Annotated in this window: 13 protein-coding genes and 1 tRNA gene; 8 read left to right on the top strand and 6 right to left on the bottom strand. The window is 69.3% G+C overall.

The window, feature by feature from the left end:
* Positions 1-51 precede the first annotated feature (51 nt).
* Positions 52-7,488 carry a hypothetical protein gene (locus BM360_RS17700; protein WP_165611359.1) on the bottom strand — a complete coding sequence of 2,479 codons (7,437 nt, stop codon included), beginning with the start codon at positions 7,486-7,488 and terminating at the stop codon, positions 52-54.
* A 295-nt stretch (positions 7,489-7,783) separates the two neighbouring features.
* On the opposite strand from BM360_RS17700, the gene BM360_RS17695 reads away from it, so the two are divergent.
* Complete coding sequence (locus BM360_RS17695) at positions 7,784-8,848, top strand: AraC-like ligand-binding domain-containing protein (RefSeq protein WP_093316720.1); 1,065 nt, start codon at positions 7,784-7,786, stop codon at positions 8,846-8,848.
* 334 nt (positions 8,849-9,182) lie between these two features.
* Here BM360_RS17695 and BM360_RS17690 read toward each other — a convergent pair.
* Positions 9,183-9,257: transfer RNA gene (locus BM360_RS17690), tRNA-Gly, on the bottom strand.
* A gap of 202 nt (positions 9,258-9,459) precedes the next feature.
* Here BM360_RS17690 and BM360_RS17685 point away from each other — a divergent pair.
* Together BM360_RS17685 and BM360_RS17680 are read left to right on the top strand one after the other, a co-directional pair.
* Positions 9,460-10,353, top strand: a complete 894-nt coding sequence (locus tag BM360_RS17685; protein WP_093316717.1) for a tetratricopeptide repeat protein — start codon at positions 9,460-9,462, stop codon at positions 10,351-10,353.
* A 6-nt stretch (positions 10,354-10,359) separates the two neighbouring features.
* Positions 10,360-10,983, top strand: a complete 624-nt coding sequence (locus tag BM360_RS17680) for an LON peptidase substrate-binding domain-containing protein (protein ID WP_093316714.1) — start codon at positions 10,360-10,362, stop codon at positions 10,981-10,983.
* 255 nt (positions 10,984-11,238) lie between these two features.
* Here BM360_RS17680 and BM360_RS17675 read toward each other — a convergent pair whose 3' ends face one another.
* Positions 11,239-11,685 carry a hypothetical protein gene (locus tag BM360_RS17675; RefSeq protein ID WP_093316712.1) on the bottom strand — a complete coding sequence of 149 codons (447 nt, stop codon included), beginning with the start codon at positions 11,683-11,685 and terminating at the stop codon, positions 11,239-11,241.
* A gap of 58 nt (positions 11,686-11,743) precedes the next feature.
* Positions 11,744-13,009, bottom strand: a complete 1,266-nt coding sequence (purD, locus tag BM360_RS17670; protein WP_093317424.1) for a phosphoribosylamine--glycine ligase — start codon at positions 13,007-13,009, stop codon at positions 11,744-11,746.
* On the opposite strand from purD, the gene xseA reads away from it, so the two are divergent.
* The gene (gene xseA / locus BM360_RS17665) at positions 13,008-14,441 is read left to right on the top strand and encodes an exodeoxyribonuclease VII large subunit (RefSeq protein WP_093317421.1); all 1,434 of its coding nucleotides are present in this window, start codon (positions 13,008-13,010) and stop codon (positions 14,439-14,441) included. The two genes, purD and xseA, sit on opposite strands and share 2 nt — an antisense overlap.
* Positions 14,442-14,547: 106 nt before the next feature.
* Here xseA and BM360_RS17660 read toward each other — a convergent pair whose 3' ends face one another.
* The gene (locus tag BM360_RS17660; protein ID WP_165611358.1) at positions 14,548-15,519 is read right to left on the bottom strand and encodes a TauD/TfdA family dioxygenase; all 972 of its coding nucleotides are present in this window, start codon (positions 15,517-15,519) and stop codon (positions 14,548-14,550) included.
* Positions 15,520-15,567: 48 nt separating this feature from the next.
* Between BM360_RS17660 and BM360_RS17655 the strand changes: the two genes are divergently transcribed.
* The 3 genes from BM360_RS17655 (at position 15,568) to BM360_RS17645 (ending at position 17,714) form a co-directional block, all read left to right on the top strand.
* Positions 15,568-16,548 carry a hypothetical protein gene (locus BM360_RS17655; protein ID WP_165611357.1) on the top strand — a complete coding sequence of 327 codons (981 nt, stop codon included), beginning with the start codon at positions 15,568-15,570 and terminating at the stop codon, positions 16,546-16,548.
* Positions 16,549-16,624: 76 nt separating this feature from the next.
* Positions 16,625-16,819 carry a DUF2093 domain-containing protein gene (locus tag BM360_RS17650; RefSeq protein WP_093316704.1) on the top strand — a complete coding sequence of 65 codons (195 nt, stop codon included), beginning with the start codon at positions 16,625-16,627 and terminating at the stop codon, positions 16,817-16,819.
* A gap of 28 nt (positions 16,820-16,847) precedes the next feature.
* Positions 16,848-17,714, top strand: coding sequence for a M23 family metallopeptidase (locus BM360_RS17645; RefSeq protein ID WP_423228922.1), 867 nt, complete (start codon positions 16,848-16,850; stop codon positions 17,712-17,714).
* A gap of 6 nt (positions 17,715-17,720) precedes the next feature.
* On the opposite strand, the gene BM360_RS17640 is transcribed toward BM360_RS17645, so the two are convergent.
* A complete protein-coding gene (locus tag BM360_RS17640; protein WP_093316699.1) occupies positions 17,721-18,260 on the bottom strand; it encodes a hypothetical protein in 540 nt (179 codons plus the stop codon).
* Between the two features lie 278 nt (positions 18,261-18,538).
* On the opposite strand from BM360_RS17640, the gene BM360_RS17635 reads away from it, so the two are divergent.
* Positions 18,539-21,718: a TonB-dependent receptor plug domain-containing protein gene (locus BM360_RS17635; RefSeq protein ID WP_242653555.1), complete on the top strand. Its 3,180-nt coding sequence runs from the start codon at positions 18,539-18,541 to the stop codon at positions 21,716-21,718.
* Positions 21,719-21,757 lie beyond the last annotated feature (39 nt).

The following is a 21,757-nucleotide window of genomic DNA, read 5'->3' as shown; positions in this document are numbered from 1 at the left end:
ATGCTTGTTACTGCGGCACCCGCTTTTTTTTCCACGACGCCGGCCCTCAGATCAGAAGCGCAGGCGCAGGCCCGCCCGAGCACCGCCGCCGTTGTAGCTGCCGGAGAAACGGCCGACGCCTTCGACGAAGCCGCTAACCTGGTCGCGCTCAACCGAGACGCCGACCTTGCCGGTAACGTGGCTGGGCAGCCGCGTGTCGCCAACCGCGAGCAAGACGCTGCCCGTGGCGAACGCGATGCCCTGGTCCGCCCGGAACGCCCGCACATAGTCTCCCGCCCCATAGACCGTCACGCGCGCGCCACCCACGTCACGCAACGCGCCGAGGCGAAGGCCTGCCGCCCCCGTCCAGCCGGCGCGATCGTCAAAGCTGATGGTGGCGGGCAGCGCCAGCGCGTCGAGGCTGACCTCCGACCAGCTGATCCGCGCCGCCGGTTCGACGAAGAATCGGTCGCTGCCAAACCGCAGACCTGCCTCGCCGCGTCCCGTGAGGCCCTCGCCGTCGGTCTTTGCGGATTGGCCCGCAATGTCGACCTTCAAGTCATAGCGATCATATTTGACGAGCACATTGACGAAGAGCGGGCCGCTGCGAAGGGCGGCATAGGCGCCGACATTGTAGGCGTCATACTCCACCCGGTCCGCGCTGCGGTCGAAGCCCAGGATCGAATGGGCGTAGCCGCCGGTCACGCCGAATGCTGCACGCCCACGCACCATGTCGGCGCCGAGCTGGCCGCTGAAGCCATCCTGCCTGTATCCGAGGTCGGCCGTCTGGCTCAGCCCAAAGCTGGAGAGGCTGCGCTGTTCGTCACGCGACACCAGGCCGCCGCCCATGGCCGACCACAAGCCACTGCCGGGCGCCTTGCCGTCGCGGGCCAGCGCGAAGTGGCTTGTCACCGTGTCGGCGGAGTCGAGCGCGAGGCTGCGCGCGCCCTCGCTCACCTTCAGCAGGCGATAGGCAGCTGCCGACGGCCCACTGACCAGCCGGTAGCTGTTCGTCGGGGCGTTGAAGACGACCGCGCGCTGGAACATGCCCACACTGACCTGCGAGGGATCGAGCGTGAATGCCCCGGCGACGCTGCCAGCGCCGGCCTGCACGACGGTGGTGCCCGCATCCAGCACCGCCGCGTTGCCGGTGGTTTGCAGAACGATCCGCGTGGCTCCCGTCGTGGCGCCCCCAACTTCAAGCCGATCAGCGGTGATGCTGGCGCCATAGGCCACATCGAGACCAAGCGTGCTGTTACCGCTACCCGCATAAGTGCCGGACAGCGTCAGAACGTCTCCGGACATGCCATTCCGCAGCTCGATCAATCCCGAATTCGCCGTGGCCTCAACACCCGAAATGGCGCGCGAGCCCGACGTCGGGGCGATCCGGGCGGCGTTGAGCGAGCCGAACGCTATGGTGCCCCTGTTGACCAACCGGTCCGTCCCAGTACCGAACTCGACAGGTCCGACAAGTCGCAGCGCGCCCCCATTCTCCAGCACGTCGTCGCCCGCGCCGAATGCGGTGGCGCCCATGAGCTCCATCTGGCCGCGGTTGATGACGCGATCGGCGTTGTCCGTCAGGATCAGCGCTCCGCTGATCGTCCCGTTGTTCGCGATCGTCGCCGCGCCGCCGCTGGCCCGCACGGCGACAGTGCCTTGCAGCGCGCCATCATTGGTCAGCGAGTTCGCCGCAGCAGCGGCCAGCACGACCGCATCGCGACTGGACAGGACGGAACCGTCCACGGCGACGGACACGCCGGCCTTGTTGCCGCCTTCCGCTCTGATGCCGTCATGGCCGCCCGTCGCCGAGACGCGGCCGACCGAGACCAGTGCATCGCCCACCGCACGTGCGGAGACGGCTGCGGAGCCCCCCGGCCCTGGTCCGGTCGGAGTTCCGCTTGCCGTGACCGATCCCGCGGTGATGGCGATGTTTCCGCCCTCGGCGAGGATGGCGCCCACTTCGCCCGCATCGTTGACAACCTCGCGCGCCACGATGGTCACGGACCCTGCGCCACCGGCGTAGATGCCGACCGAGTCCGCACCGCTGGCCGATACGGTGTTGACCGCGATGGCGAGATTGCCGGTATCGTTTACGGCAGCCACCGCGTCGCGGCGGTCGCCGGTCGCGGTCACGGTGTCGCCTTTGATCGTCGTGACGCCACTGGCGGCAAAGGCGGTAACCGCTTCGCCACTGTAGCTGCCGGTGCTGACGACACTGCCGAACTCGATCGTCGCACCCGACGAGCCGCTCGCCAGCACACCGTAGCCTGCGCCTGAATGGCGGACCTCGGCGGCCCGCACGCTGGCGCGCCCGTCTGCCGCATAGGCGTCGATGCCGCTGCCGCCGGTCACCGAGACGCGGCCACCTGCGACCACGGTGGCATTGCCGCGCTCGAAACTCGCCGCCTCAATGCCCGTCGCCCCGCTCCCGCTGACCGCCACGTCATCCGCGCTGACCAGCACAGAGCCGAAGGATTGCGCGCGCACACCATAAGCCTGCGCGCCGCTTGTGGTTACCTGCCCTGCACGCACCTCGGCGCTGCCGGCGCCCTCCGCTGTAACACCGTCGGCGCGGTCGCCGCCTGTCGAGACGGATCGCACGACCGCGATGCTGTCGCCCAGCGAGCGAACGAGGACGCCTCGCGCATCATCGCCGCCCGTCACCACGGATGCGACGTCTGCCCGCGCGCTGTTGGCATAGGCCGCCGCATAGATGCCGGTTGCCCCAGCGCCGCTGGTGACAACCGGGCCGGCGCTGGTGACGAGCGAGCCAGTGGCACCGCGTGCCGCGATGCCACCTTCCAGAATGCCGCTGGTCGCAATACTGCCGTTGTTGACGACCGTCGCGAAGCCCCCAGTCTCCAGCGATACGATTGCCTGGGCGCTGTCGTCCTCACGGCCGCCAGGAAGAGCCGATGGTTGCGACCGTGCTTGCTGATCCGCGCTGCCGACAACTGCGCCGACGATCGTAATCTCGCCGCTCCCATCGGCAAGAGCGTCGATACCGCGCGAGCCGGCGTCCGCCACCGCAAGGTTTCCGAGGAGGACGCGCGCATCACCCGCACTCGCGACGAGTGCCGCGGATGCGCCCTGACCGACCGACACCGATCCCAGAACGATATCCGCCGATCCGCCTGCCCGAAGCATGAGGCCGTCGGATTGCGCGCCATTGGTCACGATTGACCCCACACGCACCATGGCCTCGCCTTGCGTCTCCAGCTTTGCCGCCGTGCTGGAAGCGCCCGAGGTGGTCACGATGGCGAGGTCGATCAGCGCATCTCCGCCGCTGACCAGGCTCAGCCCCTGTGAGCGGGCACCGGCGGTGGCGATTGCCGATCCGCGCACCGTGACACCCTGTTGCCCGGCAATCCCTATAGCGGTCGCATCGTCGCCGCCGGTCGCGACCGATCCGTTGCCGTCAAGCGTCGCCAGCTCCGCAGACGTGATCGAGAGGGCGGCATTGCGCGCGCCTGTTGCCGTGATCGTGCCCTCGTTCACCAGTGTTGCGGCGGCGCCGCCGACGAGGGTGACGGTCGCGGTCTGCACCTCATCGTGCGGGGCCGCAGACGCGAGACCGTCCGCGATCCGCACGGTCACGTCGCTGCCTGCAGTGAGGCGCAGAGCGCGACTGTTCGCGCCCGAGATGTCGACCGCCCCGAGATCGATCGCGATGGCTCGATCGGATTGGGCATCGACTGCGACACTGCCGAGACCCGCGATTGTGAGCGGACCATCCACAGCGAGGGCAATGTCGCCCGCGGCCCGCAGTTGCGCGAATGTGGCGGCGTCGCCCTGTAGCGATCCGGCCCCCAGCCGAGCCGTGATCGAGCCGGCCTTTTGCACCGAGAGGCCGGTACTCTCGTCTCCCTCAACGCCGAGCATGCCAAGCGTGATGTTGGTGTCTCCGCCAACGAACAGGAACATGCCCTTTGCGCCTCTGCCCTTGATCGAGAGGTCGTTCACATGGATCGCGGCCGCACCGGTGATGTCGCCCGAAATTCCGGTCGAATAGTTGCCATCAGTGCCGATCCTGTTCACCGAGGCGGTGAAATCACCCGAAGCGTCCGCACTGATCGCATCCGCGCCGAGCCCCCGGGTGCTGATCGACTCCTGCGTCACCCGAATGGCATTGGCCGCCTGCAGACGCAGTCCGCCCCCAACGTCGGCGAGGCTCTCGATCCGGCCGTTGCCTGCGATGTCGATATCGTGCCCGGAAAAGAGCGCCATCGCATCGAAGCCGAACTGGTCCACCCGGACAAGCGCGTTGTTGGTGACGCGAATGTCGAGCCTGCTGTCATCCTTGCGGTAGCGGGGCTCGTTGGTGGTCAAGGCGATCTTCGCAGCGCCGAGGAGAAGGGTGGACAGGTCACCGGCGTCCGTCAAAATGTCGCCGTCGAAGGTGACATCGATGTCGCCGGCGAAAATCCGCATCAGCCCGGTGCCGTTCTGGACGATGGTACCGGTGTTGCGGAAGGTGGCGAGGCCGCTTGCCCGAAACGCGACCAGATTGTCCTGCGTGTCTGCCGATCCAATCTGCGCGGTGATGTTGCCGAGCGCCAGTGAGTCGAGGCCGAGATTGGAGCCTGTCGCTTCATATCGATCGACCTTGATCGATACGTCACCGCCCGCCAGCGCGCCCACGCCTGCCGTGAAGTCGCCCAGCACGCGCATATACCGCAGGTCGACCGTGACGTTGCCGAGGGTCTGCGCAGTGATGCCGAAGGCGCCCAATCCCTGGGCCAGCATCGTGCCGTCCGACACGATCGAGATGTCGCCGTTTGAACGCGCGTTGATCAGCGCGGAAGCACTGCCCGAGATGGCGAGGTCACCGTGGTTCCTGAGCGTGATGAACTCTGTGCCCTTCAACAGCAGCCCCATGGCGACCTCACCGGGGGCAGGAGTTCCGCCCAGAGCCGTCCTGATCGAGCCGTTGGTCGTCAGGTCGACCGATCGTACCACCACGTCCACGGCGCGGGGGCTGCTGCCGATAACCGTCATGTCGCTGACGTTCATCGTGAGTGCCGCCTGCGGCGCTGAAACCGCCACGCCTGACGAATAGTCGCCCGAGACGAGCACGTTCTTCAGCGTGACGTCGACCGGACCCACTCCTGCGATCACCGATGCGGCATTGGCGAAAATGCCACTGGTGGAGGCCTGGTCCATGACAAGGCTGGTGGCACCGCTGCCCTGATTCTCGATCCGCACGCCGGTTCCGCGCTCGCCAGTCGTTACCACGCCCCCGACTGCAACGGCCACGTCGCCGCCCTGCGCGACGATCCTGACGCCCTTCGCATCGTAGCCGGTCGCCCGGACGCTCCCGAGCGCCGCCGTGACCCCGTCGGCGGCTGCGATATCGACCGCGTGGCCGCCAAGGCCGCCCGCTGCCACCGTGCCCAGGTCGATGCGGGCGGCCCCGCGGCTTTCCACCACGACGCCAGAGCCCCCGTCCGCGACGACGGTGCCTCCGCCCGCCACGAGGACGCTGTCGCCCACGGCGCGCACGCCGTTCACCAGCGCGCCACGAGCCTCCACCCGGTCCGTTACGATAACCCTGGCCTCGCCGTCGTAAGCGACGCCGTCGACCAGCGCGAGCGAGAAGGACGAATCGGCGCCCGACATCACCGAGCCAACGGTCAGGTCCGTCGAGCGGCCGGCGGCATATACGGCGGTCGGCGTGGCCCCGGGCAGATCCGCACTGCCGATCGAGGCAGAGACGTCAGCATTGGCCGCGTCGATGTAGATGCCCCAACCGTCGGCAGTCGCCACATCCATCCGGCCGACATTCACTTGGATCGGCCCCGTGGAACCGGTGGTGCCGGTGGCATCAATGTGGACGCCGGTCGTGCCCAACCCCGATATCGCGAGTGCGCCGACATCGACCCTGGTGGCGCCGCTGCCCTCGCGCCGCAGGGAGACACCATGGCCCACCTGCCCGCTCGTCTCGATGCGACCGATGGCGATGGTCACGTCGCCCTCGGCTGTGCCGGTCACGCCTGAGGCATTGTCGCCGCTGGCACGAAGGAGCCCCTGCGAGATCGTCGCATTGCCTCCGCTGGAGAAGATCAGGGCGGATCGGCCGCCATCGCCGGTTTCGATCGAGCCATCGCCGGTCACGACAAGGTCGCTCTGTGCGTCGATAACCACAGCGGCTATGCCGGTGCCGCTGGCTTCGATCCGGCCGCGATTGTCGAGCGTCGCGCCGCCCGGGATCGCCGCAGCCGCCCCGGCGGCGGCAAGCCTGACGGGCGGCCCGAACGGCGCGGCCGTGATCTCGAGCGCCGCGCCGTCGCTGCCGCCATTCTGGACCGAAATCGCGCCGGTCACCGTGGCGGCCACGCTCTGGCCGGTGAGACGGATGCCCGTGCCGTCGATGCCGGTGCCAGTCCCGTCGTCGATCACGACGTCGAGCGCGCCTCGCGCCTCCAGCGACGCAAGTTGAGAGCCGGCGCCCGAAGTCACCAGCGATCCGAGCACCGCCCGGACGTCCCCCTTCGCCATCGCCTGCACGCCGGTGGCGTTCGCGCCAGACGCTGTGGCTGAGCCGATGGTGAGATCGACATTGCCAGCATCCGCCCCGGCATAGACGGCCCATGCGCCACGACCGCCCGCCGTAATCGAGGGCAGGTCGACGGCGACATGCCCAGCTGTCGAGAAGACATCGACACCGCTACCGGCGCGCCCATCGGTGACGATGGAGCCTTCACCGAAGACCTCGATGTTCCCGTCGGCGGTGACGAAAACCCCGTTCGCACGCCGACCGGAGGTTGTCACCGGTCCGGCCAGCTCGATACGGACATCGCCCCCGCCGGTCGCGGAGATCGCGTCCGAACGGTTGCCTGTGGTCGTGATCCGGCCCGCGACGATCTGCACCGCGCCGTTTTCGGTCGCGGCCTGCACGCCGTGCGCGTTCGGCCCGCCCGTGACGATATCGTCCGCCTTGATGGCGATCGTTCCCGTCCCCGACGACAGAGCGGCGACCCCATGGCTCCCGCGCGCCGACGTCGTCACCCCGGAAGCATTCAGGTCGATGTCGCCCGTGCCGGTGCTGGTGCCGAGAATGGCGATCGAGTTCGCCTGGTCCGTCCGGATGTTCGAGGCTTCGATCCTCAGCGTGCCGTCCTGCACCGTGCCGCTGATGCCGGTCTGGTTACGGCCCGCGGTGCTGATGCTGCTGCCCGGCGCAGCCAGGATCGAAACGTCCGCATCCTGATGGCCCTGAGCGCGCACCGCCGGGATTGCGCCTGCCCGCGGCGGCAGGACGATGGAAACGCCACTCTCGATGGAGACGGCGAGGTCGAGCACGTCGGTCGCCGGATCCGTCACGTCCTCCCCGGGCGTCGCTGGCTGGGCGCTGTAGGCGATCCCGGTGCGATAGCGGTTGCCGCTGGGCGAGCAGGTGACCGCGCCGCCGATCTGACTGCCGCACGGGCCGCTCGATTGCGCGTCTGCACGCTCCGTCCAGCCGGCACCTGCCAGGGCGGATGCTAGCGCGGTGGTCGTGATCAGCACTCGACGATAGGTCGTATCGGGGCCCACTCCGGGCACCGGACGCGTTGGCGCGCGCGGCGTCGCCGGCACCAGATAGATCGAGCTCCTACGCCCCGCACCGAACAACGACATGCACTTCCCCCCACATGCACCTCACGACGGCGCACGAGCCGGGTCGCCTGTGAGGCTCGGCGGGGAACGTCAACAGGGGCAGAGATTTAGCGACACCGAACCCGGCGATTGATACGGATCGTCATGGAGGCACCCCCCCGCGGTCACCGGGTTACGATTGGAATGCGGACAGGAAGGATGCTTGATGGTGGGTTCGGACGAACTTCCGACCGCAGTTCCAAATTTCCAGATCGAGAGTGGCAGGATCGGCGGCAAGCAGGCCCTCACCTCCTTCGCCGCCTCTGTGGCCGATGTGTTCGAGGCCAAGCGCGCGAAGGGCGCTGACGACGACGATTACGGGCTGGCCATATCGGTGTGGCATCTGGGGACCGTGATGATCGGCAGCTTCCGCTCGAGCGCGCTTGAGTTCGAACGCTCCCGCGCGCTCACCGCTGAGAGCGGCCTCGATCACCTCCTCATCCAACTCTACGTGGAAGGTGGATTCACCGGCACGGCGGACGATCGCGACGTCACAGTGCGCGCCGGCGACATCGTCCTGTTCGACCTGTCGCGAACCCTGTCCACCGCTGCTTCGGATTTCTGGAACATATCGCTCCTCATCCCCAGGCAGTCGTTCGAGGGAGTGATGGATACTGTCGCCCATTTTCACGGTGAGGTGCTCCCACGCGAGGCGCAGATGACCGGACTTCTCGGAGATTACCTGCTGTCGCTCGTCAGGCGCCTGCCCGAACTCAACCCCGCAGACGCCATCTTGTCGGCCAACGCCACCGTCGCGCTGGCGCTGACTGTGCTGGCAGGCCACACGCCTGCCGGTAGCAGGGCATCGAACGGGATCGCCTCGCCCTTCCGCAAGGCTGCCTTGTACATCGATGCGAACCTGAACGATCCTCGGATCAATGCGGGCCAGATCGCCTCGGCAACGGGCATGTCGCGCGCGTCGCTGTACCGCCTGTTCGAGCCGGTCGGCGGCGTTGCCTCCCACATCCGACGCCGTCGTCTGACGAGCGCCGCGCTCGCCCTGGCCAGTCCGGCAAACCGGCACCGCCGCGTCAAGGATATAGGTCTCGAGCGCGGTTTCTCCAGCGAGGCGACCTTCTCGCGGGCGTTCAGCCGTGCCTTCGGGATCTCGCCTATGGCGGCGCGCTCCCGTGCCGCGGCCCTGCTTGCCACCGGTGTACCCACGCCGGAGGCGGAGGTCGATCAGGATGTGTTCGCCGGGTGGATGCGGACCCTCCAGGCTTCTTCCTGAAGCTCGCTCAACATGCCGGCGGAAGCACGATTGAAATTCCGTCCGAACGCGAGTCTGGCATCGGCCGCGACTGTGGCTAGACAGGAAGCCAGTTCGGCCTAAGCTCGCCCCGAGCATGCCAAGCTACAGAACTGGCCTTGCGCCTATAGTGCCACCGAGCCGCGCGCGACCGGATCTATCTGTGTCAGGCCGGCATTGCTCGCCTATGACGGGTTGCGGGAGCGGCTGCCCTGGAGCCTGCACCCCATTGTTACCCTCGAGTTAACCCGGCGGTGTGGCAAGTCCCTCCGCGCCAGGCGGTCAGCGTCTAAGTGCTTGTCAACACTCGGCACGCTGGAGCGGGCGAAGGGATTCGAACCCTCGACCCCGACCTTGGCAAGGTCGTGCTCTACCCCTGAGCTACGCCCGCTCTGGCGTCGTCGGCCGGGGCGCTGGAGGGCGTTCCCGGCGGGGAGCGCGGCCTTTAGCGTGGTGTTTCGGAGGCTGCAAGCCCTTCCTTCATCGTCGCGCATCGCTTTTCGGGTGGAACACGGTCGGGGCTTGGCAGCGGGCGGCGCCCGCCCACATAAGGGCATCATCAATCGGGAGCAGCGATCTTGGCGACCCTGGGAATGAGCGCGGCCGAGCGCGAGGCGATCGAGGCGTTCCGGCGCGACGTGGTCGAGCCGTCGATGACGTCGCTCGTCATCCTTTATTTCACCGCCAGCTGGTGCGGCCCGTGCAAGCAGCTGGGCCCGCTGATCGACAAGGTCGCCGCGGCCTTCGCCAACAAGGGCGTGCTGCTGAAGAAGGTCGATGTCGACACGGACAAGCTGATCGCGGCGCAGTTCCGCATCCAGTCGGTGCCGACCGTCTATGCGCTGTTCCAGGGCCAGCTCGTCGCCGATCTCACGCAGTTCCGCTCCGAGACGCAGCTGACCCAGACGCTCGACCAGATCCTGCGCCAGCTGCCCGTGCAGGGCGAGGCGCAGCAGGCGCATGCCGAGATCGAGCCGCTGATCGCGATGGGCGAGGAGGTGCTTGCCGGCGGCGATGCGGCGCGTGCGGTGTCCATCTTCACGCAGCTGCTCGAAATGGCGCCCGAGGATCCCGCGGTCGTCGCCGGCCTCGCCCGCGCGCTGCTCGCGGACGGGCGCGTCGACGAGGCGGAGGAGGCGCTCGCGCTGCTGCCCGCCGATGCCGGCAAGGATGCAGGCGTGCAGCAGGTGCGCGCCGCACTGGCGCTCGCCCGCGAGGCGCCGCAGGTGGACGATCTGGCGCCGCTCCGCGCCCGCGTCGCCGCCGATCCGGAGGACCAGGAGGCAGCCTACGAACTGGCCGGTGCGCTGATGGCGACCGATCGGGACGGCGCCGCGGACCTGCTGCTCGCCAGCATCGAGCGGGACCGGACGTGGAACGAGGGCGCGGCGCGCCAGCGGCTGCTCAAGCTGTTCGAGGCGGTCGGGCTGGAGGATCCCTGGGTCTCGGCGCAGCGCCGCCGCCTCTCCGCCATCCTGTTCGGCTGACCGGGGGTGGCGCAGCGCATCTCCGTATTTCCGCTGGAGCGGGCGCTGCTCTTCCCCCGCGCCTATCTGCCGCTCCACATCTTCGAGCCGCGCTACCGCGCGCTGGTGACCGACGCGCTCGCGCGGGATCGGCGGATCGGCATGATCCAGCCGCGGGGGCCAGGCGCGAAGCCGGCGCTGTTCGATGTCGGCTGTCTCGGGCGGATCGCCGATGTCGAGGCGCTGGAGGATGGCCGCTTCAACATCGTGCTCGAAGGGATCACCCGCTTCCGCGTGACGCGCGAGCTCGACGTCACCACCGCCTTCCGCCAGGTGGAGGCGGAGACGGGCGAGTGGGCGGATGCCGAGATGCCCGATGCGCTGGCCGCGGTGGTGCGCGCATCGGTGGAGCATTCGGCGCGGCGCTTCGCCGAGGCGCGCGGCTTCGCCATCGACTGGTCGGCCGTCGGCCGGCTGGATGACGAGACGTTCGTCAACGCCATCGCGCAGGTGGCACCCTTCGATGTCGCCGCCAAGCAGGCGCTGCTGGAAGCGCCGACCCTTGCCGAGCGGGCGGAGCTGACGATGCAACTGCTCGAATTCTTCGGTCAGGCCGGCGGCGGCGAAGAGGACGACACCACGCTGCAGTAACGGGCGCGCGGCGATCGTCCGGCAGGCATCACCGCCACGCGCCGGTGTCGGTCTCGCCGCGCACGCCTGCCAATCGGCGCTTTCCGACAGCCTCGATTGCAGCTATGTTCCAGAACGGTTCACGGAGGCGCTGCGCGTGAAAATCGCGTCACGGGTGCGACCTTCGTGACTTTCGGGTATCAGGGTACCGGATGGGCGCCAACCCGGGCCGCCGGGCGGCTGGCCCGGCGGCGCTTCTGAGCAGACGGGCCGGGCTCAGCCGCCCAGCTTGCCGAACTTGTCCTCGAACCCTGCCGTGTCGCCCGCCGCCAGATGCTGCGCCTGCTCGGCCCAGCGATCCTTGTGCATCCGGCCCTGCAGCGCGCCCATCTGGCTGTCGACATAGGTCAGCTGCTCGGGCGTCAGCGCCGCCAGCTGGTCGTAGCGGCTGATGCCGAGCGCGTTCAGCTGCGTCGCCGCCTTGGGGCCGAGGCCCTTGATGCGGGTCAGCACGTCCGCCTCGCCGACCGCGGGCGGCAGGTCCGGCCGGGCATCGACGCCGATCACCTCGCCGCCGACATCCTCCACCGCCGCGGCGATGGCGTCGGCCAGCCCGCCACCCTCGACCGGCTGGTCGCCGCGCGACTTGGGGCGCAGCAGCAGCACCAGCGCGACGATCGCGACGAGCGCGACGAGAAGGATGATCAGGGTCGTCTGGTCCATGTGCGGCCTCTTGGTGAGTGTCTTGTCGCGTCCGCAACGATGCGGCGGCGCGGATGGTTCAGCGCGTCTCCCGCGCAATCTCGCGCCAGCCGATGTCGCGGCGGCAGAAGCCGGTCGGAAAGTCGATCGCGTCGACGGCGGCATAGGCGGCGGCCTGCGCCGCTGCCACGCTGGCAGCCGTCGCGGTCACCGCCAGCACGCGCCCGCCCGATGCGACCAGCCCGTCCGGTCCCGCGCTTGTGCCTGCCTGGAACACGGTCGCGCCGTTCGCCTCCGCCGCCTCGATCCCGCGGATCGCGCCGCCCGTCTCGGGCGTGCCGGGATAGCCGCGCGCCGCCATCACGACGGTGAGCGCCACGTGCGGCGACAGGCGCGGCGCCGGGCGGTCGGCCAGCGTGCCGGTGGCGACGGCATGGAGCAGCTCGACCAGATCATCCTCCAGCCGCGGCATGAGCACCTGGGCCTCGGGATCGCCGAAGCGGGCATTATACTCGATCAGCTTGGGGCCGTCCGCGGTCAGCATCAGCCCGGCATAGAGGACGCCCGAATAAGGGCAGCCCATCCCCGCCAGTGCATCCACCGTCGGCTGCACGATCTCGCACAGCGCGCGGGCTTCCAGTTCTGGCGTCAGCACGCGGGCAGGGGAGTAAGCGCCCATGCCGCCCGTATTGGGGCCGGTATCGCCATCGCCGACGCGCTTGTGATCCTGCGCGGAGCCGAGCGCGACGACGGTCGTCCCGTCGGTCAGCGCGAACAGGCTGGCTTCCTCGCCCTCCAGATACTCCTCGATCACCGCCTCGGCGGGCGAGCCGTCGAACAGCGCGTCGAGCGCGGCTTCCGCCTCCGCCAGCGTCATCGCGACCGTCACGCCCTTGCCCGCCGCCAGCCCGTCCGCCTTGACGACGACGGGCGCGCCGAAGCGGGCGAGCGCCGCATCCGCCTCGGCGCGGGATGTCACGCGGGCGAAGGCGGCGGTCGGGATGCCGTGCGCGGCGCAGAGATCCTTGGTGAAGCCCTTGGATCCTTCCAGCCGCGCCGCCGCGGCGGATGGGCCGAACACGGCAAAGCCGGCCGCACGCAGATCGTCCGCCAGCCCCGCCACCAGCGGCGCTTCCGGCCCGATCACGACGAGGCCGATGGCGTGCTCGGCGCAGAAGGACGCGACGGCGGCGTGATCCGCCGCATCCAGCGGCACGCACGTGGCATGCGCCGCAATGCCCGGATTGCCCGGCGCGGCCCACAGCCTATCTAGGCGGGGCGATTGCGCCAGCTTCCATGCCAGCGCATGCTCGCGCCCTCCCGACCCGATCAGCAGGACGTTGATGGCCGATCTCCCACGTGAAAGTCTCCTTCCCGAACCCGCCCGGCTGCTAGCCGAGGAGCGCGAAGGCGACAATGCGGGTGCCATGTCCGTCTCCGAACTGTCGGGCGCGCTGAAGCGCTCGGTGGAGGATGCGTTCGGCCATGTCCGCGTGCGGGGCGAGGTGTCCGGGTTCAAGCGCCACGCCTCCGGCCATTGCTACCTGACGCTCAAGGACGACCGCGCCTGCATGGATGGCGTGATCTGGAAGGGGCAGGCGGGCGCGATGCGCTTCCGCCCCGAGGACGGGGTGGAGGTGATCGCCACCGGCCGGCTGACCACCTATCCCGGCCGATCCAAATATCAGATCGTGATCGACCGGATGGAGCTGGCCGGCGCCGGCGCGCTGATGGCCTTGCTCGATCAGCGCCGCCGTGCGCTCGCGGCCGAAGGGCTGTTCGATGCCGATCGCAAGCGCGCGCTGCCTTTCCTGCCGCGCTGCATCGGCGTCGTCACCTCGCCCACCGGCGCGGTGATTCGCGACATCCTTCACCGCCTCGCCGATCGCTGCCCCAGCCACGTCCTCGTCTGGCCGGTGCCGGTGCAGGGGGAGGGGGCGGCGGACAAGATCGCCGCCGCCGTCCGCGGCTTCGCGGCGATGCCGGAGGGGGAGAGGCCCGATTTGCTGATCGTCGCGCGCGGCGGCGGTTCGATCGAGGATCTCTGGGCGTTCAACGAGGAGGCGGTGGTCCGCGCCGTCGCCGCCTCGCCCATCCCGACCATCTCGGCGGTCGGGCACGAGACCGACACGACCTTGTGCGACTTCGCCGCCGATCACCGCGCGCCGACGCCCACCGCGGCAGCCGAGCGTGCGGTGCCGGTGCGTGCCGACCTGCTGCAGCAGGTCCGCGAGCTGGGGCTTCGCTCCGGCCGTTGCGCCAACCGCTATCGCGAGCGCGGGGCTGAGAAGCTGGAGGCGGTCGCGCGCCGCCTGCCGCCGCTGGAGCGCCTGCTCGAGCCGCAGCGCCAGCGGCTAGACGACGCAGCCGAGCGCCTGCCGCGCGGGCTTGGGAGTCGTCTCGCCCACGCCCGGGGGGATCTCGCCCAGGCCGCGGGCGCGCTCAGGCCCGCGCTGCTGCGCCAGCGTGTCGCGCGTGCAGAGGATCGGCTTGCCGCCGTCCGCTTCGATCGTCGCCTGGTCGAGCGGCCACATGCGGATGCGACGCGGCGGCTGGCGGAATTGTCCCGCCTGCTCGCCGGCCTCGACCCGATGGCGCCGCTCGCCCGCGGCTACGTCAAGGTCGAGCGGCGGGGCGGTGGCCTCGTCGCCGATGCCGCGGCCGCGCGGGCGGCGGGCGCGCTCACCTTGCACTTCGCCGATGGCCAGGTGGATGCGCGCGTGGAGAAGCCGGCCGCACCGGCGAAGGTAAAGCCCGAGCAGCCGACCCTGCTTTGAAGGGGGGCATGTAACCCCGTTCGCCCTGAGCTTGTCGAAGGGCTGTTCTTCTTCGCGTGAGAAGGACCGTGCTTCGACAGGCTCAGCACGAAGGGACGTGCGCCACTCACCGCCGCAGCGGATGATCCGGTGGCAGCGGCGGCGCGAAATCCGCCCGCCGCCAGGGTGCCAGCGGCGGCTCGTCCGCGTCGGGCACCGCGAACGAGAGATAGCCGAAGAAGGTCGCGATCACCCGCTCGCCCGGCTCCAGGATTGCGGTGCGGCCGTGCAGGAAGCGGGTGTTGTCGAGCATCAGCACGTCGCCTGCCTGCCACGCCACCGGCACGGCCAGCCGCTCGCCCGTGTCGCGAATGGCGTGCAGCCACGGATCGGGCACCTCGCTCCAGTCGTCGAGCAGGGGAAAGCCGATGCGCCCGTTGTTGAACCGGGCGAACAGCAGGAAATTGCCGAACGCCACATCGTCGGCGAACATCGGCCGGTGCAGCGCAGGCCGCGAGAACAGGCTGACGATGTCGCCGTCCAGGCGCGCAAAGCGATAGGGGCAGGAAGCGGGCGGGTTGGCCAGCTGCGCCTCGCTCGGGCTCGGCGTGCCCAGCCAGAAGCGGAACATGTCCGGCCACGTCGCCTTGTAATAGATCAGCCGCCGGTCGATCAGCCCCCGCCGCACCGGCTCGGGCATCTCGCGCGCCAGGGCGATGCCGTCGCAGATCGTCGTCATGCCGCCGGCACGCGGTGGCGACAGGCAGCCGAAGAAGGCGACATCGGGCTTCCACGGCTCGCGCGACAGCTCGGGATGGAGGTTGAACGCGCGCACGCCGCCATCCACCGTGTGGATGTTGCCACCCGCATCCAGCGTCCGCCGCCCCGGGCTCTCGTTCATCACCGAGGTCGGGCAGAAGCCGCGCGCAAAGCCACGAAATGCCGCCACGTCCGCACCGAAGCCGCGAAACAGCAGCGCGCCGTGCGTCTTGTAGAGATCGATCACCAGCGCCGGGTCGATCTCCGCCAGCGCGGCCTCCCGCTCGGGGGCGATCAGCACATAGGGCCGGCCGGGGCCGGGCAGCTCGACGATGGGCATGGGGGGCAGGGATAGCTGCTGCGCGTCCGCGGCGCTATAGCGTGGCCGGTGGCCCTGACCCTCGCCGACCTGTTCGCCTCGCCGGACCATTATCTCCATTCGTTCGACAGCGGCCACGCCCGCTTCGTGCCGATGGACCGCGCCGCCTATCACCGCTCGATCTTTCTCGACGACCGCATCGAGCAGGCAGCGCCGCAGGAGATGCGGCTGCCGATCGGCGCGCTGATCGATCGCCCGCCGCCACGGCCGCAGCCGACCGCGTGGATCTTCCACATCGCGCATTGCGGCTCGACGCTGCTCGCGCGCGCGCTGGACAAGGCCGGGGGCAATCTCGTCCTGCGCGAGCCGCTGGCGCTGCGCCAGGCGGCGTTCGAGCCGGCGCTCGCCCCGCTCGCCGCGGCGATGGTCTCGAAGCGCTACAATCCCGCGTTGCCGACGCTGGTCAAGGCCAACGTGCCCGTCAATTTCCTGCTGCCGCGGCTGATCGCGCTCGATCCGGGCATGCGCGCCATCTTCCTGCACCTGCCGCTGCGCGATTATCTGCTCGCCATCCTGCGCGACGAGCCGCACCGCATGTGGTTGCGCCGCGTCACCGGCCAGCTCGCTCCCTATCTCGGCGCTCTGTCGGCGCTGTCCGATGCGCAGCGCGCGGCTGCCCTGTGGCTGGCGCAGATGCGCGCCTTCGCCGCCGCGATCGAGCAGTTGCCGCAGGCGCGCTCGCTCGATGCAGAGCGCTTCTATGCCGATCCCGCCGCGATCCTGACGGCGGCGGCGGCGCAGCTCGGCATCGCGCTCGATGCGGCGGAGATCGCCGAGCGCGTCGCCGGGCCGCTTTTTGCCACCTACAGCAAGAATCCGGGCGAGGCGTTCGACGACGCCGCCCGTCGCGCGCGCCGGGATGCGTTGGAGCCCGCACTCGCCGGGGAGATTGCCGCCGCCGACGCCTTCGTCGCGCAGGCGGGGGCGGCCGGGCAAGAGGCGCTGGCGATCGTCGCGCGTGCGGCGCTGCCGGCCGCCGCCCGGCCTTGAGACGGCGGCTCCGGTTACTTAAGGTAGACAATCTGTTCTGCGGCCGAGTGCGCCGCACCAGCGTTTCCGAGGTGCCATGCTGATGTCCCCCGGCGGGCGACCCGCCAAGCTCCACTATCTCGCCAACCAGTTCCGCGTGCTGGTGCCGGGCGATCATGTCGTCTGCGCCAAATCGGGCGTGCGCATCCCGCTCGATTCGCTGCGCTACTGGAGCGTGTCCCGGCAGGAGCCCTATGCCACGGCCGAGCTGGCAACCGAGGCGGGCGCCTGAGGTGATCCGGGGGCGCCACGCCGCCGCGCTGGTCTGCTTCGCCGCGGGCAGCTGCGCCCCCGTCCCGCGCCCGGCCACGCCGCCACCTGCCGCTGCGCCGCGCCCTCTGCCCCCTCGCAGTCCCGCCGCGCCGACCAGCTTCGGCCTGCGCGGGGCCTTGTCCCAGGGCGGGCTGGTGCTCGGCACTGCGCCGGCAGGCACGGTGACGTTGCGCCTCGATGGCCAGCCGGTGCCGCTCGCCCCTGACGGTCGCTTCGTCATCGCCTTCGGCCGCGACCATGGCCCATCCGCACGCCTGGAGGCGCAGCTGGCCGACGGCACGACGCGGGCGCAGACCCTGTCCGTCGCACCCCGCGCGTGGGACATCCAGTCCCTGCCGACCTTGCCGAAGGGCACCACGCCCACGCCGGCCTTTCTCGCCCGCCGCAAGGTGGAATTGGCGCAGATCAACGCCGCGCGCGCGATGAACATGGAGAGCGACGGCTGGCGGCAACCGTTCCGCTGGCCGGTGCTTGGCCGCATCTCCGGCGTGTTCGGCTCGCAGCGCATCTATGCCGGTGAGCCGGGAGCGCCGCATTCAGGCGTCGATATCGCCCGCCCGACGGGCACGCCGGTCGCCGCTCCTGCGGATGGGGTGGTGGTGCTCGCCGCTGATTCGCCCTTCACGCTGGAGGGCAATCTGCTGATGATCGATCACGGCATGGGGCTCAATTCCGCCTTCCTCCACCTCAGCCGGATCGACGTGCGCGCGGGCGATCCCGTCAGGCGCGGGCAGATCGTCGGCGCGATCGGCAGCACGGGCCGGGCGACGGGGCCGCATCTGCACTGGGCGATGAAGTGGCAGGCGGAGCGGATCGACCCCGCCCTCGTCGCCGGGCCGATGCCGCGCGGCTGAGCCGCCTCAGCGCACCCGCACGCCGCGCACGCTGCGCTCGCCATCGATGGCAAGGAAGTAATTGCCGAGCGCGCCCTTGCGGATGCGGATCGCCTTGCCCGCCTTAGGCGGGAAGCTCATCGGATCGGTCGTCATCCAGACCATGCCTTCCTGCTCCAGCCGCAGCTCCATGCGGCCGTTGCCCGCCTCGCGCACGCTGACGATCTTGGTGTTGAGCTCGGTGAAGCCCTCGCCCTTCTCGTCATCCGCCTCGTCCTTGCCGCCGCCGCCGAACAGGCCGACCCGCGGCAGGGTGAAGCCGAACAGCGAGCGCCGCGCCGTCTTGATATCCTGCCGGTCGATGATGCGGACATCCTTGGAGGCGACCGCCTGCTCCAGCGCTGCCGCCGCCTTGTCGAAGCAGTCCAGCCTCGCCTCCGGCGCGGTGATCGCGCGGCAGCGCGTGAAGGATTGCAGCATCCGCTCGCCCGAGCCGCTCGGCTGCTGCGCGCCTGCGGCCGTGCAGGCGATCAACAATCCCGCCGCCGCGATCCGCCGTCCCGTCATTTCACCGAACCCCTGCTTCTGCCCGGCCTAGAGGCTAGGCACTCCGCCGCGGCGCGGCAAGCCGGGCGAGGAAGTGTGGCAGCGATGCTACAATTTGACGGAATGTTGCAGCAACGCCGCCGGGTTCTTGGCGGCCTTAACGAAACCGCATAGCCAACGCGACAATGCGGCCGGAACCAAACATCCAGCCGCTACACAATGCCTTGAAGGCACATGGTCCGAGGGGTCGGATCATAAAAGGGGACATGAAAATGCTCACGCCATATCGATCGCGCCTGATGGCATCGACGCTGCTCGTCGGTGCTGCCCTCGGCGCGTCGCCCGCTTTCGCGCAGGACGCCGATCCCCTGAACCAGCCCAAGACGGGCGTGCAGGCCAGCGATCCGGCCGCACCGGCCGCCGGCGTCTCCACGCAGGATGCGGCGCCGCCCGCGGGTGAGACCAGCTCGGGCGACATCGTCGTCACCGGCACGCTGATCCGCAATCCGAACCTCGTCGCGTCCTCGCCCGTCACGGTCGTCGGCCAGGAAGAAATCAACCTCCGCCAGAGCAACACCGCCGAGCAGCTGATTCGCGACCTGCCGGGCGTGACGCCGTCCATCGGCAGCAGCGTCAACAACGGCAATGGCGGCGCCTCCTACGTCGACCTTCGCGGCCTCGGCAACTTCCGCAACATCGTTCTGCTCGACGGCGCGCGTATCGCCCCGGCCGACCTGCAGGGCCGTGTCGACCTCAACAACATCCCGCTCGCGCTGATCGAGCGCACCGACGTGCTTACCGGCGGCGCCGCCACCACCTATGGTGCGGACGCGGTGTCGGGCGTGGTCAACTTCATCACCCGTTCCGACTTCTCGGGCATGGAGCTGAACGTCGCTGAGGGCATCAGCGAGCAGGGCGACGCCGAGACGACCCGCATCGACCTCACCGTCGGCGCGAACTTCGACGACGGCCGCGGCAATGCCGTGCTGTCGATCGGCTACCAGAACCAGGATCCGGTGTATCAGGGGTCGCGCCGCGTCGCGCTCAACAACTACACCTCAACCGGCGGCGCGCTGGGCGGCTCGGGCACCACGGTGCCGACGCGCTTCGCCGGTGCCATCGGCAACCAGGTGATCGATCCGACGACGGGCGCGCTGCGTCCCTATTCGGGCGCGCGTGACGGCTTCAACTTCAACCCGTTCAACGTCTTCCAGACGCCGTTCGAGCGCTTCAACATCTACGGCGCCGGCCACTACGAGATCTCGGACAACATCGAGGTCTATACCCGCGGCCTGTTCTCCAAGAACACCGTCAGCACGATCATCGCGCCGTCGGGCATCTTCAACCAGCTGGCGGTCATCCCGTACAGCAACCCATATCTGCCGGCTGCGGCGCGCAACCAGTTCTGCGCCGCCAACGGCCTGAGCACGGCGCAGTGCAACGCGGCTGCCGCAGCGACCAGCCCGACGGATCCGAACTTCCGTACGTTCAACACCAACGTGGCGCGCCGCGCGACGGAACTCGGGCCGCGCGTGTCCGACTATGTCACGCAGATCTTCGACTATCGTGCGGGCATCAAGCTCGGCATCACCGACTCGATCAGCCTCGATCTGTCGGGCGCCTACGGCGAGTCCGAGAACCGTCAGACGCAGCAGGGCTATGTCCTGATCTCGCGCCTGCGCACCGCGCTCTATGCGACCAACCCGAACACCTGCCTTGGCGCGTCGCCGTCGGTGGCCAACCCGCGCGATCCGGCCGTGCCGCTGGCCGGCGGCGGCGCCAATCCGAGCGCGGGCCCGGGCTGCGTCCCCGTCAACATCTTCGGCCCGGCGGGCTCCATTGCGCCGAACCAGATCCCGTATCTGACGGCGGATGCGACCACGCAGCAGAACACCTCGCTGGCTCAGGCCCGCGCGCTGCTCTCCGGCGACTTCGGCTTCTCGTCGCCGGCCGCGTCAGAGCCGATCGGCTTCGCGGCGGGTGCCGAGTATCGCAAGTATCGCGCGAGCCAGTTCGCCGACGAGCTGTCCCGCACGGCGGGTGAGCTGGGCGGTGCCGGCGGTGCGGTGCTGCCGTTCAGCGGCGGCTACGAAGTGTACGAGGCCTACGGCGAAATCATCGCGCCGCTCGTCGCCGACCAGCCGTTCTTCAAGAGCCTGACGCTCGAAGCCGGTGTCCGCTACTCCGACTACAAGCTGCTCGGCGGCGCCAACGCCAAGTACAACACCACCACCTACAAGGGCGGTGGCAGCTGGGAGCCGGCCGACGGCATCAAGATCCGCGGCAACTATCAGCGTGCGGTGCGTGCGCCGAACATCGCCGAGCTGTTCACGCCGCTGAACACCGGCCTGACCAGCCTGACCGTCGATCCGTGCCGCACCACGCGGAACGCTGCCGGCACGGTCACCTACGGTGGCCCGCTGACCAACGCAAACCTGCGGGCGGTCTGCCTTGCGCAGGGTGCTCCGGCGTCGACGATCGGTACGATCCAGAACCCGACCGCGGGCCAGGCCAACGCCACCACCGCGGGCGGCACCTATCTGCGGCCGGAAACCTCGGACAGCTTCACCATCGGTGCGGTGCTGCAGCCGAGCTTCGTGCCCGGCCTCTCGATCTCGGTCGATTACTATAAGATCAAGATCAAGAACGCGATCTCGCAGCCGGTCCCTGGCGATCTGATCGAGGGCTGCTTCGGTGACGACAATGCGTCGGGCATCACGGCCGCCAGCATCAACAACCCAATCTGCCAGCTCTTCCGCCGCAACGGCGCAACCGGCGGCCTGGACGGCGATCCCGCGACCACGGGTGGCCTGCTGTTCCCGGCCACCAACTCGGGCCGCATCCTGACCGACGGTATCGACGTCACCGTCAACTACCGCCGCGACCTGGGCTTCGCGAAGCTGAACCTCAGCTTCGCGGGCAACTGGACCAACCGGTCGCAGTTCCAGGCGCTGACGCCGAACACGGTGGTGCCGACCAACGCCTCCATCGGTGCCGGCCTGGCCCTGCCCGTCACGATCAATCGTGAGTGCGTCGGCCTCTACAGCCAGAATTGCGGTTCGCCGGGTTCGGCGGGTCCGAGCTCCTCGGCGGGTTCGCTCCAGCCCGAGTTCAGCTGGAACCAGCGCACCACGCTGACCTTCGGTGCGGTCGATCTGTCGCTCCTGTGGCGCCACATCGACAGCATGAAGGCCGAGAATGGCGGCTTCTTCGTCGGCACGATCGGCGCCGGCGCGCTGGCGGGCACGGACGTGAACTTCAACCGCATCAAGTCGTTCGATTTCTTCGACTTCGCGACGCGGCTGGGTCTCACCGACAACTTCGACCTGACGCTGACCGTCACCAACCTGTTCAACAAGAAGCCCCCGATCGTCGGTGGCAACGTTGGCTCCATCTCGTTCAACAGCGGCAACACCTTCCCGTCGACCTACGACGCGCTGGGCCGCCGCTTCACCGCCGGTGCGCGCATCAAGTTCTGATCTGCGCTAATCCCGACGGGATCTTTGAGAGGGGGTGGG

Source organism: Sphingomonas jatrophae (assembly GCF_900113315.1).
Classification (GTDB): domain Bacteria; phylum Pseudomonadota; class Alphaproteobacteria; order Sphingomonadales; family Sphingomonadaceae; genus Sphingomonas_P; species Sphingomonas_P jatrophae.
This window is presented reverse-complemented; position numbering and strand designations above follow the sequence as displayed.